Source organism: Myxococcaceae bacterium JPH2, from assembly GCA_016458225.1.
Taxonomy (GTDB): domain Bacteria; phylum Myxococcota; class Myxococcia; order Myxococcales; family Myxococcaceae; genus Citreicoccus.
In genome coordinates this window covers 131,917-149,685 of sequence record JAEMGR010000021.1, presented here as the reverse complement: position 1 = coordinate 149,685, position 17,769 = coordinate 131,917, and the positions used below count along the sequence as shown (strand labels likewise).

The window sequence follows — 17,769 nt, the reverse complement described above, 5'->3', positions numbered from 1 at the left end:
AGCATGCTGAACACGGCAAGCAGGACCGTCATGCAGGGCCACGTCGAGGATGGCTGGGGAAGCGTGGCCGACGTCTTCCGGACGAACTTCGAAGGGTCGCCCGGCGAGGTCGGCGCGGCGTGCTGTGTCTACGCGGACGGCCGTCCCGTGGTCGATGTGTGGGGAGGCCTGGCGGATCGCGAGGCGAACCGCCCGTGGAACAAGGACACCCTCGCATTGGTCGCTTCCACGACCAAAGGCGCGACCGCGATCTGCGCCCACCTGCTCGCTCAGCGCGGCCAGCTCGATCTGGACGCCCCGGTGATCAAGTACTGGCCTGAGTTCGGCGCCGCCGGCAAGGAGCACATCCCCGTGCGCTGGCTCCTCTCCCATCAAGCCGGTCTGCCGCTCGTCGATGGTCCGCTGACCTTCGAGGACGCCTGCGCCTGGCATCCGGTCATCCGCGCGCTCGAAGCGCAGAAGCCGGAGTGGCGGCCGGGCACCGAGCACGTCTACCACAGCATGACCTTCGGGTTCCTCGTGGGGGAGGTGGTGCGGCGGATCACCGGCACCTCGCTCGGCACGTTCTTCGCCAACGAGGTCGCGGCCCCACTCGGGCTGAGCGCGTGGATCGGACTGCCGTCGGAGCAAGAGGGACGGGTGGCGCGGATTGAGTACGCCGCCCCGTTCACGCTCGAGGAGATGACCGCCGGGATGATCGAAACCACCGGCCTCGACCGGGACACGGTCATCGCCTGGATGAACGCCGTGTGGGGGCCCAACTCCGTGCAAGCTCGCGCCGGACAGCTCGGCGGCGCGTTCGATCACTCCAGCGGCTACATGAACACGCGTGCCTTCCGCGCGGCGGAGTTCCCCTTTGGGAACATGTTCTCGGACGCGCACTCGCTGGCGCGGATGTATGCGGCCACCGTGAGCACGGTCGATGGCGTGCGCCTGTTGAATCCGGCGACCGTCGAGAAGATGACCGAGGTCCACACCGACAAGACGCGGATGAATGGACTGCCGCCGGGACTCGATGTTCCCGCCAACCGGTCCTTCTACATGTCGCTCGGGTTCTGGCGGGCATGCCCACCGATGCCGCTGGTCGGGCCAGGGTCGTTTGGCCACCCTGGCTCCGGCGGATCCATCGCCTTCGCCGACCCGGATGCCGGTGTCGGCTTCGGCTACGTCACGAACCTCTGGTCATTTCGAATCGGCGAGCCGCGTGCCTCGAACCTCGCCGCGGCGGTCGTGGCGTGCCTCAGGTCTCGGAGCTGAGAGGCGCGGCGCCCCCCTCTCTCTCGCCTTGTCCTTCGGGAGGGGGGCCGCGCGGACGTCCTTGATGACAGCGGGGCGCTCCTGTCGGGCCGCTGCCTCCTTCGCCGCGGGCTCGCTCTCGGCAATGTCGGGCGGGTACGCGATGCAGGCCAACAGGAGGGGCAAGAGCGTCACGGGTGGACTCCAACGCAGCGAGAGGGAGTGACTCGTCGGCGGGGCTGCTCAACTCCTCCCACCCCGCCCTATTCCCTCTCAGGCGTGCCCCATACCCGACATGCAAGACGGGTCTTTTGTAACCCAGAAGGCGATCAAGTGTGTCGGAAGCAACCCGTAGCGCGAAGGCGCGATAACTGATTGGAGGCCCGCCGGACGCTCCGAACTTCAACGAGGTCGCCCATGTCATGGTTTTCCCGAGTCAAGGATGCGGTCGCGCCGAAGATCTCGCTCCCGAAGACAGACCTCCAGCTCCCCTCCATCGAGCAGGTGACGCAGGCGACGGTCGCGCTGGCCTTCACGGGGGCGGAGCGGGGCTTGAGCTTGCTCGACAAGGGCGTGTCGGCGGTGGCGGGCAAGGACTCGCGCGCGGCCACCGTCCTCCAGGATTTGTCCCGCGCCGACTTCGGGGGGCTGCCGCGCCATGACGGCCTGCGGGGGGATTGGTTGAAGCTCTGGGGCCCGTGGCTCCGCGAGCAGAAGCCGGGAACGCTCGGCCAGTGGGACACGCTGCCGGATGGGACGGACCGCTTCACCGTCCTGGATGAGCGCTACCTGGACGACCTCGCGAGCCGGCCGCACACGCACGAGGCCACCCAGGCGTTCTTCCTGGAGCACCCCAGCCCTCAGCCGGGAGACGTCCTCGCGGCGTCGTTCTCCTTCACCGGGGAGGGCTCCGCGACCGGCCTCTACTCGGCGGTCGAGTGGTTCCTCGGCGCGCACACCACGAAGGTGACGTGCGTGAGCGTGGACCTGTCCTCCGGCGTGGCGACGCTCGAATACGAAGTCACCAGCCTGCCCCAGGCCGCGCCCGCTCGCGCCTGCGCGCCGGATGCGTCCCTCGCGCCCATGTGCGTGGCGGATGGCGCTCACCTGGGTCCCAACGCGGGACTGGGCTGCGACTTCGCCCAGCGCTACGTGTGGACCCGCGCGGTCGAGGTTCCGACGAACCTCGGCCCCAACGGGTGACGCGTCTTCACGCGAGCGCCACGTAGCCCGCGACCGCCAGCATGCACGCGCCGAACGTCCAGCCCTGGATGCGAACGGCGCGCTCGCCATGGAAGCGCCCCAGGATGAGCTTCCCGCCGTAGATCCACGGGAAGTGGCACACCACGCAGACGACCAGGAACGCCACCGTGAGCTGAGCCACCTGAGCGCCCAGCGACTGCGCCGGGTCCAGGAACTGCGAGAACATCACCAGGACCATCGAGTGGATCTTGGGGTTGAGCGCCACCGCGAGCAGCCCCTCACCGAAGCCCGGTGGACCGAGCGCCTCGCGCTCCTCGGCCGGCGCCGCCGAGGAGCGGAAGAAGCCCCACGCCAGATACAGCAGGTACACCACGCCGCCCCAGTGCAGCACCGGGTACAGCCACGGCACCGCGTGGAGCACGCGCCCCAGCCCCAGGCCGTAGAGGATGCAGAGGGCGACGTTGGCGACCTCGAAGCCCAGCCAGAATGCCAAGGTCCCCCGGACGCCGAAGCGCCCGCCCGCCGTGGCGAGCACGGTGTTGCCCGGACCGGGACTGAACACCATGGGGACCGTGTAGCCCATGAACAGCAACCAGACTTCGGGGGAGATCATGTCCGCGTACCCTCGGCGCACGTGCGTCGTTTCGTCGCGAGAGACAGACCTCATTTCGGAGCGGAGCCCCAGCGAGCTATCCTCGCGCGCTCGATAAACGGGGTTCATCGACCATGCGCCGCATGCCACCACTCGGCGCGCTCCGAGCCTTCGAGGCGGGAGCGCGGCACCTGAGCTTCACGCGTGCCGCCGCCGAGCTGTGCGTCACCCAGGCCGCCATCAGCCATCAGGTGCGGCAGTTGGAGGACTGGCTCGGCGTGACGCTGTTCGAGCGGCGCGGCCACGCCCTGCGCCTCACCGCCCGAGGCGCGGCGTACCTGCGCGAGCTGACCCCCGCGTTCGATCGCATGTCCGAGGCGACCGCGCGCCTCCACGAACGGGAGCAAGGCCCGCTGCGCCTCACCGTCCTGCCCTCCTTCGCGACCTGCTGGCTGCTGCCGCGATTGGAGTCCTTCCGCCGCGCCCACCCCGACTTCACGCTGCACGTGAGCAGCTCCGCCGAGCTGTGGGACTTCCTCGACGAGCGGTTCGACCTGGGCATCCGCTCCGGCCTGGGCCGATGGACGGGCCTCAAGGCCGAGCTGTTGTCACAGGAGACGCTGAGCCCGCTGTGCAGCCCCGCGCTCGCGCGTCGCCTGCGCAAGCCCGCGGACCTCGCGCGGCTGCCGCTCCTGCACGACACCCCGAAGGATGGCTGGCGACGCTGGCTGGATGCCGCGGGCGCGGAGGGAGTGGAGGTCCGTCCGGGGCTGAGCTTCGACGACGCGAGCCTCGTGCTCCAGGCGGCGAAGGCGGGCCTGGGCGTGGCCCTGGGCCGCCTCACGCTCGCCTCGGAGGACCTGCGGGCCGGACGGCTGATCCAACCCTTCGAGCAGACCGTGCCGAATGACTTCGGCTACTGGGTGGTCCACCCTCGCCCGCTGACGGCGCGCGAGGATGTGACCGCGTTCAAGGCCTGGCTGCGCGCCGAACTCAGCTGAGCTTCGCGGCGAGGGCCGCGTGGCCCTGCTTCCGAGCCCGGTCCGCCGGCGACTCCTTCGCCTGGTTGAGCAAGCGGGGGTTGGCGCCGCCCGCGAGCAGCGCCGCGACCACGTCGTCATGACCATTGCGCGCCGCCGTGTGCAGCGGGGTGTTGCCCCCTGAGTCCGGCAGGTCCGGGTTCGCGCCGCGCGCCAGCAGGGCCTCGACGCTCTTGAGCTTCCCCGTCCAAGCCGCGAGGAACAGCGCGGTGGCGCCGCTCTCGTCGCGCGCATCGACGTCCTGCTTCGGCCGTGAATTGAGGATGAGGTCCACCGCATCGAAGCGCTTCATCGCCGCGAAGTGCAGCAGGTTCTGACCCTCGGGCTCCGTCGAGGGCGACGTGTCCAAGCCGCGCTCCAGCATGGCCGCGAGCACCGCCGGCGGCTGGCCCAGACCGATGGCCATGGCCGGTGTCGAGCAGCGCAGGACCTCCGGCGGCGTGCCCAGATCCACCCGGTCATCCAGGGGAGCGCCCGCCTTGAGGAGTGCGAGGATGGCCTCTGCGGGCAGGCGGTACAGCAGCGCCTTGGCCAGCGGCGACTCTCCCTGAGCATCCCGCGCCTGGACGTCCGCGCCGTGAGCCAGGAGGAGCTGGACGGCGTCCGTGGCCATCGACTCGAGTTCGTCCTCCTCGTACTCCCCCTTCTTGCGGTCGCGGAACAGCGCGGCCACATGGTGCAGCGGGGTGCCGGTCTTCAGCGGCGCGCTGGCGGACGCGCCCGCCTTCAAGAGCGCCTCGGCGATACCGAGGTGATGGGTGGTCAGCGCGAAGTAGAGCGGCGTGAAGCCACCGTCGCTCCCGCTCCCGCGAGGGTTCGCGCCGCGCTCCAGGAGCAACCGCACCACCTCGATGGCCGACGGGAAGGTGCCCCGCAGACACGCCTGGTGCAGCGCCGTCCAGCCCGCCTCTTCGTCGCTGGCCTTGCCCTGCACGGCGTGGAGATCCGCCCCGGCGTCGAGCAGCGCCTGCACCACGTCCAGGGACACCTCTCCGGCGCGAGCGCAGGCCACGCTGAGCGGCGGACGACCGAACTCGTCCACCAGCGGGGTTCCCACGGAGGAAGCGGCCAACGTTCGGACCGCGGCGACATCGCCACGGACCACGGCATCGAAGAGCGGGTGAGCCACGAGTATGTCCCAACAGGCAAGGCACGGCACGGGATGGCCGCGCGGGTGTTCTCTCCCCCTAGCAGCACCGCGCCGGCAGCGACAACCGGCGCGATGCGCGGAGGCGTGCCCGCTCTCACAGCACGCGCATGAACGCCACCAGGTCCTTCTTCTCCTGCGCCGTCAGGCGCGTCTCCAGGATGAGGTTGAAGAACTCGACCGTGTCCTCCAGCGTCAGCAGGCGGCCATCATGCAGATAGGGCGGCGAGTCGCGGATGCCGCGCAGCGGGAACGTCTTGATGGGGCCGTCGGCGCCCATCACCTCGCCGTTGATGAGCACGGGCTTGTAGAAGCGCTCGGCCCGGAGGTTGTGCATCAGGTTGTCGGTGTAATACGGCGCCGTGTGGCACACGGAGCACTGCGCCTTGCCGAAGAACAGCTCCTGGCCTCGCGCCTCCGCGGGCGTGGCCTTCTTCGGATCCAACTTCCCGTCGAAGCGCAGCTTGGGCGCGGGCGGGAAGTCGAAGAGCTCCTCCACCTCGGCCATGAAGTGCACCTGGCTGCCGCGCTCCAGGATGTTGACGCCCTTCTTCGTGGCGATGACCGGGTCGCCGTCGAAGTAGGCCGCGCGCTGCTCGAACTCGGTGAAGTCCTCCACCGTCTTCAGCGCGCGCTGCGAGCCGAACAGCCGCTGGATGTTCACCCCGCGCAGCGTGGGCGTCTCGATGCGGTGCCGGAACTCCTGCGGGCGGATGTCTCCCACCAGGTGCGTGGCCCCGTTGGTATGCCCATTCACGTGACAGTCGAAGCACGACACGCCCCGGCTGGGCAGCTCCGAGCGGCGGTCCGCCGTCTGGTTGAACTGCTGCTGGGGAAAGGGCGTGACGAGCAGCCGGAGCCCCTCCAGCTGTTTGGGATTCAGGATGCCATTGAACAGATCCTGAACGTTCATGAGGGTCACGAGCTTGCCCTGCGAGACGTCCCCCAGGTCCGGCCGCGTGGTGAGGAAGATGGGCGGCGGGAACTCCGGCAGGAAGTGGTCTGGCAGGTCGAAGTCCAGGTCGAAGCGCGTGAGGTCGCGGCCCTCCTGCTGCTTGATTTCGTTGATGTGGAACTTGGGGAAGAGCATGCCGCCTTCCGGATGGTTCGGATGCGGCAGGGGCATCAGCCCGGGCGGGAAGATGCCCTTGTCCCGGATGGCCTCGGGGCTCATCGCCGCGAGCGAGTCCCACGTGACGCCCGATGGCAGCTTCACCCGCACGCCCTCTTGCACCGGCTTGCCTCGCGACATCGTGACGCCCGAGGCGGGCTTGTTCCCCAGGTCGTAGCGCTGCACGAGCAGCTGCTGGTGGCGCGCCTCCACCTTGGGCTTGTCCGCCTTCATGCGCGCCATGACCTCCGAGAACGGCTCGGTCTGGTCCACGGGCATGTAGCTCGTCTTCCCCCTCGGAGAGACCTCTTGCGCTGCGGCCCCTCCCGCCCACAACCCCAGGCACGCCACGACGGTCAATGCGGCCGAACGGCTCCCAGACACCCTCATGGATTCCCTCCCTCCGGTTGACGCCAGGCCAGAACCTGACCCGCGAAGTCGGGACGCTAGACCTTTCCCTTCCCCCGCCTCCCCTCGCGCGCCGCCGGACTGTTGGCCAGTCCATGCTCCCGTCCCGGCCTTGACATCCCACCACCTCAACCACATGATTAAATCAACTGATTGAACCCAGACGTGCGCGAGCGAGGCCGGGCCCGGCTCGGGCATGCTTTTGCACGAACAATCCAAGACATTTGATTGTCTGGCATTTCCGACTCAGCCGCGAAGCCACCGGTGACACAAGTGAGCGCGCGCGGTTTTCGAGTCAGCGGCCACAAGACAGACATGGCTTGTGCCTGACAATCCAACATCCGTGGTCGGAGGTTGAAGCACATGGGTATCTCGATGAATCGCCGTTCCCTGCTCCACGCGGGCCTGGGCATCACCGGTGGGCTCGCGCTGCTGCGAGGCGCGCCCGCCAGCGCCGCGCCCTCCCAGCCCACGGCCGACGCGCCCGACCCGTCATCGCGGCCCTGGTATGAGCTGGGATTGCTGGAGGACCCCATCATGGAGAGCCAGCTCCTCCACTTCCTGGCCGCGACGTACAGCGCGCAGGCGGACGTGGGCGAGGTGCTCGACACGGCCCATCGCATCAACGCGGGAGATGACTGGAGCTGGCCCACGGAGTGGGTGAGCACCGCGGACCGCATCCGCTCCATGGGCGACGCGAGCCTCGCGGGCCGGCACCCGCTGAGCGCCGGGCAGGCGTACCTGCGCGCCGCCAACTACTACCGGGCCGCGCTCATCCACCACCCGGAGCCCAGCCACCCCAGCGTGGTGGAGACGGGGCGCAAGGCGGTGGAGGCGTACAACAAGGCCATCGCGCTCTTGAAGCTGCCGGCGGTGGCGGTGCGCATTCCGTACGAGGGCACCAAGCTGCCCGGCTACTTCTTCCGCTCGCCGTGCGCGCACGCCCTCGCGCCGCTGCTCGTGTTCCAGCAGGGACGGGACGCGTGGCCCGAGGAGTCCAAGTACGTCATCGACGCGGCGCTGGCGCGCGGCTACCACTGCTTGATTGTCCATGCGCCCGGCCAGGGCATGGCCATCCGCGAGCTGGGCCTGCCCTTCCGCCCGGACTGGGAGAAGGTCATCACGCCCGTCATCGACTTCGCCGTGCGCATCGCGGGAGTGGACCCTCGGCGCATCGCGCTGCTGGGCTGGAGCATGGGCGGCGCGCTCGTTCCCCGCGCGGCGGCCTTCGAGCGGCGCATCAAGATCCTCATCCCCAACCCCGGCGTCCTCAACTGGGGTCAGGCGATGTTCACGCAGTTCGGCGAGCTGTTCCCGGACCTGCTGCCCCTGCTCGACACCGACCCCGCCGCGTTCGACGCGCAGATGGCGCAGCTCATGGACGCGGTGTTCCTGTACCGCTGGTACATGCGGGACTCGATGAACAAGCACGGCGCCAGCAAGCCGTCGGAGCTGCTCTTCAAGCTGCGGGACTTCACCAACGTCCCCGTCGTGGACCGCATCCGCTGCCGCACGCTCGTGATGGACGGCACCGCCGAGGCCTTCTCGCGTGGACAGGCCAAGCAGCTCTTCGACGCCCTGACGTGCCCCAAGGACTACCTGCTGTTCACCGAGGAGGACACGGGGCTCCTGCACTGCCAGGAGGGTGCCTCGGCCGTGGCCAACCAGCGCATGTTCGACTGGTTGGACGAGTACCTCTGAGCGCGCGTCGCCGTGTCAGTCCAGGCTCCGGAGTCGCGCTTGGAACTCCGGAGACAGGAAGCGTGATTCGGGCTCGCGCGCCAAGCGCCGCAGGAGGGCCGGGAGGTCCTCCCCGTCGAGCGGCCAGCGACGGAAGCCATACCGGCCCTGCCCCAGCACCAGCTCATCCGCGAAGTCGTGCTGGAGGTCCTGGATGAAGAACCAGGAGGGCTCGGCCCGAGGCGCCAACGCGCGCAGCGGGCCGAGCACGTCCTCGTCGTAGCGCCCCTCGAAGCGGTCGGGGTGCCGCCCCAGCATGAGCTGACAGGGCGGCACCCGCGCACGAGCATCGAGCGCGTCCAGCGGCCCCTGGGCATCCTCCAGCGTGAACAGGCCGTGCCCCTCGAAGTCCGCCGGCTCCGGGCAGTCCGGTCCCAAGGGGATGCCCACCCCGCCGTCGTCTCGAACGGGCGTCACGGACACGAGCTGCCACGGCCCCAGCGTCTCCAGGAGCGGCGCGGGCAACGCGGGCGGCAACGGCCGAGGAGGCGTGACGAAGGGCTGGAACCACGGGTCCATCACGAGGACGCTCCACAGCTCCGGCCAGGCGCGCGTGGCCAGCTCCAGCGCGGGCACCACGGTGCCCCACTCCGCCCGGCCCTCACGGACCTCCTGGAGCGCGGCCCACAGCGCCACCTCCGGCGCGTGAGGGAAGTAGCGCGCTTGCCACGCGGCGGACGGGGGCGCGTCATCCCACGCGGACAACACGTTGGCGCGGCGCCACGCCGCGAGCCGAGCCTCCGTCACCGGAGGCCATCGGACCGCGAAGCGCGCGGCGAGCAACCACGCGAAGTCCTCCGAGCCGAAGTCGTCCCAGCCTCGCAGTCGCGCAAGCCAGCTCGCCGCGAGGCCCCACGGGCGCGGCAATCGCCCCAGGGTATCCCGCGCCTCGGCCCCCTGCCCGAGCAAGCAGAGACAGGCCGCCTCGCGCACGATGCGCTCCTCGAAGGGCACGTCCGGCCCCGCGCGTCGCAACAGCGCGAGCGCCCGCGCATACCGACCGAAGGAGATGAGGACATCCAGCGGCTCGAGGTCCTGCACCGAGCGCAGGGCCTCCAACGTCACCACGCCCTTCATCCACGCGCGGAAGTAGCCAAAGCCCGAGGCATGCAGGGCGCGGCGGCGTGCCTCGCGAAGCCAGATGCGGTTCTGGAAGAGGTCCACGCGCCGCAGCCTATCCCTTCACGCCCGCGCGGCGTCAGACACCCGTCAGCTCGCACCACCGCGCGACCGTGAGCTGGGTGTACTCCTCCGGCGGCAGCCCATAGGCCCCGAGCGAGAACCCATCGTTCCACTCCACCAGCGCCGTCTCACCGGTGGAGAGAACACCGAAGTCGACCGCGTACCCCGCCGTGCCCTCCCCCGCCGCCTCCAGGGTCGCGACGGCCTCCGTCACGCGCGCCTCGTCCAGCCGCACCGAGGGGTCTCCCGCGTAGTGGCGCACCCCCACGATGGCGCCGCGGAGGACGAACACGCGGAACTCGCTCTGCCACTGGACGACCTCGGAGCACCACAGCGGCGTGCTCGCCGAGGCGTGCTCCAGCGCGAGCAGGTCGTCCACGTCGCGGAAGACGTGCCCCGTGAAGCGCTTGCGCCGCTCACCCGGCTTGGCGAAGACAGGCCCCGTGGCGCCTTGAAGCACCAGGGCCTTCAGTTGCCGCACGGTGCTCGGCCACACGCGTCGGTGCAGCAGGGCCGCGAGGCTGGGGGGATAGTCGCAGGTGGGCGGTGGCTCGATGCCCAGGAGCTTCAACGCGCCCAGCACGGTGGGCACGTCACCCGCGACCAACGTGTCCCGCGACACGGGGAGCTGTCGGCGCTCCAGCCGCTTGGCCAGGAACGGCTCGACGGGCACACCCCGCGCACGGAGGACGTCGAGCACGGCGCGCATCTCGGACTCCATGCGCCCCTGGCCGTACTCCTGAACGAAGGCCGCTCGAACCATCGCGCCATCCTGGTCGAATTCGCGGCCCCGTGACACGCCCCTCCGCGCGCGGCGCGCTCACCCTCGCGACGCGGCGGGGAAGCCGTGGGCGCGGGCCTGCCAGGTCACGAGCAGCGTGGACACCAGGAGCAGGCTCACGCCCCAGGAGAGGGACGCCACGCCGAGGGTCTCCATCAGCACACCGCCCACGAGTCCACCTCCCGCCATGGCCATCCCCCACACCGTGACCACCATGGACTGCGCCACGTCCGAGGCGCTGCCCGCCGTGTTCGCCGAGGCCGTCTGGAACAACGTCGCGGCGCCGCCGAACGCGAGCCCCCACACCGCCACCGCGACATAGGCCACCACCGCCACGGCCCCGCTCACGCCCAGCGACACGGCCGCGCCGAGGAAGAGCACGGTGCTCCCCAGCACGAGCGCCCGCAGCCAGCGATCAATCAGCACGCCCACGCCCCAGATGCCCACCAGGCCCGCGAGGCCAAAGACAAACAGGACGGCGTCCACCCGCCCCGCGAGCCCGGAGGGGGCCAGGAACGGAGCGATGTATGTGTAGAGCATGTTGTGCGCGAGCACGAAGCTGAAGGTGACGAAGAGTACGGACTTCAGCCCGGGCGTGGCCGCCACCCGGCGCAAGGACAGACGCGTCTCGGAGGTCTGCCCCGCGAAGTCGGGGACCGAGCTCAACACCCAGACCAGGAGCCCCACGGTGAGCGCGCTCATGACACCGAAGGTGGAGCGCCACCCCATCACCGAGCCCAGGAACGTTCCGGCGGGGATGCCCATCGACAGCGCGATGGGCGCGCCCACCATGGCCACCGCGATGGCCCGGCCTCGCAGGTGCTCGGCCACCATTCGGCTCGCATAGCCCGCGAGCAGCGCCCACAGGAGCCCCGCGAACATGCCCGCGACGAACCGCGTGACGAGCGTCAGGACGAAGATTCTCGACAGCGCCGTGGCGGTGTTCACGACGATGAAGCCCACGAGGACCAGGAGCAGCAGGGGCCGGCGCCGCCAGCCCGAGGTCGCGGCCGTCACGGGGATGGCCGTCACCAGCGAGCCCAGCGCGTAGGACGTGACGAGCTGCCCCACCAGGGACTCGGGGACGCCGAGGTCCGCGCTCATGAGGGGGAGCAGGCCCGCGGGCAGGGCCTCGGTGAGGATGACGATGAAGCCCGCCATCGCCAGGGCCAGCAGCCCGGACCAGGGAAAGCGCTCGGATGAAGGATGCACGGATGACTCCACGAGGAAGGCGCGGCCAAGGAGGACCGCCGCGACACAACCTAAGGCCCCACCCATTTTGGAGAATCCGATTAAGGTTCCGAATACATCGGACAGGAATGTCCACAATGGAGTTCAGGGAATGGACAGCCTCGGCGCGCTGAGCGCCTTCGTTCAGGTGGCGGATGCGCGGAGCTTCACGGTCGCGGGGCGCAAGCTGGGGGTGTCGTCCTCGGCGGTGGGCAAGGCGGTGGCGCGGCTGGAGGAGCGCCTGGGCGTGCGCCTCTTCCATCGCAGCACGCGCAGCATCACGCTGACCGCGGAGGGCGCGCTGTTCCTCGACCGGTGCCGGCGCATCTTCGGTGAAATAGAGGCCGCCGAGCTGGAGCTGGCCCAGGCCACCGCCGCGCCACGCGGCAAGCTGCGCGTCAGCCTGCCCCTGGCGGGCACGCTGATGCTGTCCGCCATCACGCAGTTCATGCGCGCCTATCCGGACATCGAGCTGGAGCTCGACTTCACGGACCGCCTGGTGGACGTCATCGAAGAGGGCTTCGACGCCGTCATCCGCAGCGGCGGCACGGATGACTCGCGCTTGATGATGCGCACGCTGGGGAGCTTCGGCTATCGCGTCGTCGGGACGCCGGAGTACTTCGCGCGGCACGGCACCCCGCGCACGCCCGAGGACCTCAAGTCCCACGCGTGCCTGCTCCACCGCTTCCCCTCCACGGGCAAGCTGGCGCGCTGGCCCCTGAAGCGAGGGCGCACCCGGCTCGAGCTGGAGCTGCCCATGACCATCGTGGCGACCACCATCGACCCGTTGATCTTCATGGCGGAGCAGGGCCTCGGCGTCACGTGCGTGCCCCTCTACAACGTGAGCGACCAGCTCCGAGCGGGCACGCTCGTCTCGGTCCTGGAGGACTTCACGCGGGACGTGGGCACGTACCGCATCCTCTGGCCCGCCAGCCGCCACCCCTCGCCCAAGGTGCGGGCCTTCGTGAGTCACATGGCGGAGCGGCTGTTCCCCCAGGCGCCCGAGAAGCCCTCGCGGCGCTGAACGGGCAGGCTCAGCCCCCGCGCTCCACCGGCAGGCCCGAGCGCGAGAACGAGAACACCAGCGAGGTCTCGATGCGGCTCACCTCGGGCCGACTGGTGAAGGACTGGATGGTCAGGATGCGCAGGTGCTCGGTATCTCGACACACCACGTGCACGAGGAAGTCCGTCGTCCCGCCGAGGCAGTAGACGGCCACGGTCTCCGGCAGCGAGCGCAGGTGGTCCCCGATGCTGCCGAACGCCTCGCCCACGTGGAGGCGGAGCTGCACGGCGATGAGAGCCTGGAGCCCCAGCCCCAGCTTCCGCGCATCCAGGTCCGCGCGGTACGCGGAGATGACGCCCTCCGTCTCCAGGCGCCGCACGCGCGTGAGGCACGACGAGGGGGCCAGGCCCACCTGCGCCGCCAGCTCCTTGTTGGACAGCCGCGCATTGTTCTGGAGGGCGGCCAGAATTTCACGATCGATTCGGTCCAGCGTGCTCACTCGGGGCTCCTTGCCGAATTCAATTCGATGGAAGCAAAACAATATCACTTTCTATTCTGCCGACATGACCTTCCACAGAATCGTCTGTCTTTGGGTGCTGGGGCTGGGGCTGAGCGCGCGGGCCGAGACGAACCCTCTGCTGGCGCCCTGGACGGGGCCTCAGGGCGGGGTGCCTCCCTTCGACCGCGTGAAGATGGAGCTGTTCCGCCCCGCGTTCGAGGTGGCGATGGACGAGAACCGCCGCGAGGTGGACGCCATCGCGAACTCGACCGAGCCGCCCACGTTCGAGAACACCCTCGTGCCGCTGGAGGACTCGGGCCGGGCGTTCAGCCGCGTGTACCGCGTCTACAATGCGTGGTCCTCGTTCATGGGCACACCGGAGTTCCAGGCGGTGGAGCGGGAGATGGCGCCGAAGCTCTCGGCGTTCTGGGATGAGCCGTCGCGAAACGCGAAGCTGTTCGCTCGCGTGAAGGCGGTCTACGACTCCGCGACCAAAACGAAGCTGTCGCCGGAGCAGCAGCGGCTCGTCGATGACTACTACCGGGACTTCGTGGACTCGGGCGCCCTGCTCGACGCGGCGAGCGGACAGCGGTTGGCCGCCATCAACCAGCGCCGCGCGCAGCTCTTCACCACGTTCACCCAGAACATGGTCGCGGACGAGGCGCAGCCCGTGGTGCTCGACCACGAGGAGGACCTCGCCGGGCTGCCGGAGTCGGTCCGCAAGGCGCTGGCGGCCGAGGCCGAGTCCCATGGGCAGCCGGGCCACTGGCTCGTGGCCAACACGCGCTCCGCGGTGGCGGACTTCCTCACGTACTCGGACCGCCGCGACCTGCGCGAGAAGGTCTGGCGCGCGTACAACGACCGGGGTGACCACGGCGACGCGCACGACAACAACGCGCTCATCACCGAGATCCTCGCGCTGCGCGCCGAGCAGGCGCGGCTCATGGGCTACCCGACCTTCGCGCATCGGCAGCTCGCGCCGACGATGGTGAAGACTCCCGAGAAGGCCCTCGACCTGATGGAGACGATGTGGAAGCCCGCCGTGGCGCGGGTCCATGAAGAGGTGGCGGACATGCGCGCCATCGCCGAGCGCTCGGGCCAGAAGGAGCCCATCGCCCCGTGGGACTACCGCTACTACGCGGAGAAGGTGCGCAAGGCGAAGTACGACCTGAACGAGGCCGAGATTCGGCCCTACCTCCAGTTGGAGAAGCTGCGCGAGGGGATGTTCTGGCTGGCGGGTGAGTACTTCGGGCTCGACTTCACGCCCGCGGTGGGCGTGCCCGTCTATCACCCGGACGTGCGCGTCTTCGCGGTGACACGCCGCGCGACGGGCCGGCCCGCGGGGCTCTTCTACTTCGACCCCTACGCAAGACAGGGCAAATACAACGGAGGCCAGACGACGACCTTCCGCACCCAGGAGCGCTTCCGGGGCGAGGTGACGGCCATCGTGGCCAGCAGCATGCCCTTCGTGAAGCCCGCGCCCGGCACGCCGGCGCTGCTGGCCTGGCGCGATGCCCAGACGTTGTTCCACGAGTTCGGCCACGCGGTGCAGGAGCTCAGCTCGGACGTGGCCTATCCGTCGCTCGCGGGCACGCGCGTGGTGCGCGACTACGGCGAGTTCCCCGCCAAGCTCTTCGAGCACTGGGTGGGCTCGCCGGAAGTCCTCCACCGCTTCGCCCGGCACGCCACCACGGGCCAGCCCATGCCCGCGGCGCTGATGGCGAAAATCAAGAAGGCCGCCACGTTCAACCAGGGCTACTCCATGGTCGACTACCTCCTCTCCGCGCTCGTCGAGCTGAAGCTGCACCTGGACACCCGGGGCGCCATCGACCCGGCCGCGTTCGAGCGGGAGACGCGCCAGCAGCTCGGCGCGCCGTCGGAGGTCGGCATGCGCTTCCGCCTGCCCCACTTCGGGCACGTGTTCTCCAGTGATGGCTACGCAGCGGGCTACTACCGCTATCTGTGGGCGGACGTGCTGGCGGCCGATGCCTTCGAGGCGTTCCTCAAGGTGCCCCGAGCCCAGGTGCCTCAAGTGGCGGAGCGGCTGCGCGCGCACGTGCTGTCGGTGGGCAACACGGTGGACCCGTTCGACGGCTACCGCGCCTTCCGGGGCCGCGACGCGACGCTCGACGCCTTGATGCGCGAGCGCGGCTTCACCCCACCCACACCGGCGCCCCGCTCACCCCAGTCCAAGTCCCTGTAGCGACGGCTTCGCCCCGGCCTCGAAATCCGGGCACTTGGGCCTGCTCGAAGAAAAACGCGGGGCGTGTCGATCCATGGAGAGGTCATTCGTTGCCGTGATGAAGGCAGGCAATCAAGCCCTGCCCAACACACGGAGAGACCCATGCAGACCATTTCGAAGAAGCAGCTGTGGACGGGGCGCATCCTGAGCGGGCTCGCGGTGGTGTTCCTGCTCATCGACGGAATCACCAAGCTCTTCCAGTTGGCGCCCGTCGTCGCGGCCACCACCGAGCTGGGCTACGACGCGAGCGCGGTGGTGCCCATCGGCGTGCTCGTGCTCGTGGGGACGGCGCTCTACTGCATCCCGCGCACCTCGGTGCTGGGCGCCATCTATCTGACGGGGTTCCTGGGCGGCGCCATCGCCACCCACGTGCGGATGAGCAACCCCCTGTTCAGCCACACCCTCTTCCCGGTCTACCTGGCGGCCTTCGTGTGGGCCGGCCTGCTCCTGCGGAACACGCGCCTGTGGTCCCTGCTCCTGCCGCGCGAGGCGTGAGGTCTCGCCTCGCTCCAGGACTCCTTCGCGGCATGATGGCGCGCAAGCACCTCGGCAGCCCGAAGGACGGTCCCCTTGAGCCTCGCGAAGAAGTTGAACCTGAAGGACGGCATGAAGCTGCGCGTCGTGGGCAAGCCCGCGAACGTCGACCTGGGCGATGTCGCCGTCACCACTTCCGCGAAGGCGGAGGGCCTCCTGGTGTTCTTCAAGTCCCTGGCGGAAGTGGACGCGAAGTGCGCGCCCCTCGTCGAGGCCGCGAAGGCGGACCGCCTCGCCTGGGCGGCCTATCCCAAGGCGGGGCAGCTCGACACGGACCTCAACCGGGACGTGCTCTGGAACCACCTCGCGAAGCACGCCATCGAGGGCGTGCGCCTCATCTCGCTCGACTCGGTGTGGAGCGTGATGCGCTTCCGTCCCGGCAAGTGAATCCGGCCGGTCAGGTCCGGGGGTAGACGCGAGGACCGGGAGCCCCCCGCCACTGCGTCTCCACGGACTTGGGCGTGAAGCGCACGCGCATGGCCTCCACCCCATCCACCGAGAACAGGCCTTCCGCCGTCATGGGCGCCAACCGGCGCGTCGGGCGACCGGGGCGCGACATCCACAGCACGCCATCGAGCAGCTTCACCTCCATGTCGCCATAGCGCCCGGCAAGTTGCTCCAGCCGCGCCCGCGTGAACTCCGCGGGATGCAGACGGGCTTCCACGCCCACGCGAGCCCACTCGTACTCGCCTTGAACCTGGGGCGAGAGGCCCGGAGCCTGGGACAACCGCTTGAGCGCCAGGGACTGAGCCACCTCCAGGGCCTGGAAGGGCACCGTCTCCACAGTCGGGGAGATGCCCACGCCTTCCCAGTTGGTGTGGCTGACGGCGTGGACCGGGCGGCCCATGGACACGCTCAAGACGAAGCCTGGAGCCACGGGAAGGAACTGGTTGTTGTTGGCCGCGCCGATCGTCTTCGAGCCCACCAGTTCGCCCAGCTTGAACTGCTGAACGTCGTAGGCGAAGGCCTCCGCCGCCGAGGCGACGTCACCGTCAATCAAGACAAAAAGCGGCTTGCCCTTGAGGCGCCCCGCCGGCAGGTGTCCCAGCGCGCGCGACTGCTCATCCGGCTTCGAGCGGTCCAGGAACGTCATCTCCAGCGTGTCCTCGTCCAGGAAGTGGCTGACGAGGTAGCGCACCGCCCCGTGCGAACCGCCGCCATTGCCGCGCAGATCGATGATGACGGCGTCCCCATCCTTCAAGAAGCGCAGGGCCTCGTCGTAGACGGAGCCGGTCTGGTCGCGCACCCACTCGAAAGCGGTGATGCGCAGGTAGCGGATGTTCCCCGGGAGGATGCGCTGCTCAGCCAGTCCGTGGTGGTCGCGCGTGGCCAAGCCGCGCCAGAACGAGTCCTCGTCGTTCGCGCCCGAGCCTTGGGCCGCCTCCTTCCGGAGAACCTCGTACTGCGACGGGTCGAAGCCCAGGTAGAGGTGATGGTCCCCCGAGGCCGCGACTAGGTCGTCGGTGACGAGCTCCCCCAGGCGAATGGGGTCGCCGCCGTCGTAGCGGCCCGCCTTGCGCGCCTGGTTCAGCCGCTCGACGAGCGCGGGCACCTTCTCCGGAAAGACGTACGACTTGCGCAGCGCCGCGATGCTGGCATCCAGCACGACGTCCCGCTCGGCGACGGAGAGCAGACGCGGACCGGCGCGCTCCACCTTGGTTCCTGGCTGCGCTCCCCGAGGCGCCTGCGCCGGCTGTCCCCACGCGACCCCGGCAGACAGCGAGAGCAATCCCAGCCACCACGTCGCGGTTCGGCTTCCACGCATCTTCGTGCGCTCCTGTGCAGCGGGCAGGCTCAGCCCCGCCCCCGTCACGGAGCATA

At 69.5% G+C, this 17,769-nt stretch carries 16 protein-coding genes; 8 read left to right on the top strand and 8 right to left on the bottom strand.

All coding sequences use genetic code 11. The annotated features are described in order from the left end of the window. Positions 1 to 3 precede the first annotated feature (3 nt). The gene (locus tag JGU66_27140; GenBank protein MBJ6764463.1) at positions 4 to 1,257 is read left to right on the top strand and encodes a beta-lactamase family protein; all 1,254 of its coding nucleotides are present in this window, start codon (positions 4 to 6) and stop codon (positions 1,255 to 1,257) included. 396 nt (positions 1,258 to 1,653) lie between these two features. Next, positions 1,654 to 2,439 (top strand): hypothetical protein, encoded by a 786-nt coding sequence (locus JGU66_27135; GenBank protein MBJ6764462.1) that lies wholly within the window; start codon positions 1,654 to 1,656, stop codon positions 2,437 to 2,439. A gap of 7 nt (positions 2,440 to 2,446) precedes the next feature. On the opposite strand, the gene JGU66_27130 is transcribed toward JGU66_27135, so the two are convergent. Continuing rightward, complete coding sequence (locus JGU66_27130; protein MBJ6764461.1) at positions 2,447 to 3,052, bottom strand: LysE family translocator; 606 nt, start codon at positions 3,050 to 3,052, stop codon at positions 2,447 to 2,449. A 113-nt stretch (positions 3,053 to 3,165) separates the two neighbouring features. On the opposite strand from JGU66_27130, the gene gcvA reads away from it, so the two are divergent. Then, positions 3,166 to 4,032 carry a transcriptional regulator GcvA gene (gcvA, locus tag JGU66_27125; protein MBJ6764460.1) on the top strand — a complete coding sequence of 289 codons (867 nt, stop codon included), beginning with the start codon at positions 3,166 to 3,168 and terminating at the stop codon, positions 4,030 to 4,032. On the opposite strand, the gene JGU66_27120 is transcribed toward gcvA, so the two are convergent. Continuing rightward, positions 4,025 to 5,200 (bottom strand): ankyrin repeat domain-containing protein, encoded by a 1,176-nt coding sequence (locus JGU66_27120; protein MBJ6764459.1) that lies wholly within the window; start codon positions 5,198 to 5,200, stop codon positions 4,025 to 4,027. The two genes, gcvA and JGU66_27120, sit on opposite strands and share 8 nt — an antisense overlap. A gap of 115 nt (positions 5,201 to 5,315) precedes the next feature. Beyond that, complete coding sequence (locus JGU66_27115) at positions 5,316 to 6,608, bottom strand: cytochrome B6 (protein ID MBJ6764458.1); 1,293 nt, start codon at positions 6,606 to 6,608, stop codon at positions 5,316 to 5,318. Between the two features lie 492 nt (positions 6,609 to 7,100). Between JGU66_27115 and JGU66_27110 the strand changes: the two genes are divergently transcribed. Further along, positions 7,101 to 8,438, top strand: a complete 1,338-nt coding sequence (locus JGU66_27110) for an alpha/beta fold hydrolase (GenBank protein MBJ6764457.1) — start codon at positions 7,101 to 7,103, stop codon at positions 8,436 to 8,438. 15 nt (positions 8,439 to 8,453) lie between these two features. On the opposite strand, the gene JGU66_27105 is transcribed toward JGU66_27110, so the two are convergent. From JGU66_27105 to JGU66_27095, 3 genes are read right to left on the bottom strand one after another with little or no spacing between them, the layout of a single operon-like run. Further along, a complete protein-coding gene (locus JGU66_27105) occupies positions 8,454 to 9,641 on the bottom strand; it encodes a hypothetical protein (protein MBJ6764456.1) in 1,188 nt (395 codons plus the stop codon). 34 nt (positions 9,642 to 9,675) lie between these two features. After that, positions 9,676 to 10,422 carry an ATP-grasp domain-containing protein gene (locus JGU66_27100; protein MBJ6764455.1) on the bottom strand — a complete coding sequence of 249 codons (747 nt, stop codon included), beginning with the start codon at positions 10,420 to 10,422 and terminating at the stop codon, positions 9,676 to 9,678. 57 nt (positions 10,423 to 10,479) lie between these two features. Next, positions 10,480 to 11,718, bottom strand: coding sequence for an MFS transporter (locus JGU66_27095; GenBank protein MBJ6764454.1), 1,239 nt, complete (start codon positions 11,716 to 11,718; stop codon positions 10,480 to 10,482). Between the two features lie 64 nt (positions 11,719 to 11,782). Here JGU66_27095 and JGU66_27090 point away from each other — a divergent pair, with 64 nt between their 5' ends. Then, a complete protein-coding gene (locus tag JGU66_27090; GenBank protein MBJ6764453.1) occupies positions 11,783 to 12,694 on the top strand; it encodes a LysR family transcriptional regulator in 912 nt (303 codons plus the stop codon). A gap of 10 nt (positions 12,695 to 12,704) precedes the next feature. Here JGU66_27090 and JGU66_27085 read toward each other — a convergent pair whose 3' ends face one another. Then, positions 12,705 to 13,172 (bottom strand): Lrp/AsnC family transcriptional regulator, encoded by a 468-nt coding sequence (locus JGU66_27085; GenBank protein ID MBJ6764452.1) that lies wholly within the window; start codon positions 13,170 to 13,172, stop codon positions 12,705 to 12,707. A gap of 64 nt (positions 13,173 to 13,236) precedes the next feature. Between JGU66_27085 and JGU66_27080 the strand changes: the two genes are divergently transcribed. The 3 genes from JGU66_27080 to JGU66_27070 all read left to right on the top strand — a co-directional run bounded on the left by JGU66_27080 (position 13,237) and on the right by JGU66_27070 (position 16,335). Then, entirely contained in the window at positions 13,237 to 15,375 is a 2,139-nt protein-coding gene (locus tag JGU66_27080; protein ID MBJ6764451.1) for a M3 family metallopeptidase, read from the top strand. A 141-nt stretch (positions 15,376 to 15,516) separates the two neighbouring features. Next, positions 15,517 to 15,909, top strand: a complete 393-nt coding sequence (locus JGU66_27075; GenBank protein ID MBJ6764450.1) for a DoxX family protein — start codon at positions 15,517 to 15,519, stop codon at positions 15,907 to 15,909. 111 nt (positions 15,910 to 16,020) lie between these two features. Beyond that, positions 16,021 to 16,335 carry a hypothetical protein gene (locus JGU66_27070; GenBank protein ID MBJ6764449.1) on the top strand — a complete coding sequence of 105 codons (315 nt, stop codon included), beginning with the start codon at positions 16,021 to 16,023 and terminating at the stop codon, positions 16,333 to 16,335. 10 nt (positions 16,336 to 16,345) lie between these two features. Here the strand turns inward: JGU66_27070 and JGU66_27065 are convergent, their stop codons facing one another. Next, complete coding sequence (locus JGU66_27065) at positions 16,346 to 17,713, bottom strand: S41 family peptidase (protein ID MBJ6764448.1); 1,368 nt, start codon at positions 17,711 to 17,713, stop codon at positions 16,346 to 16,348. Between the last annotated feature and the right edge of the window lie 56 nt (positions 17,714 to 17,769).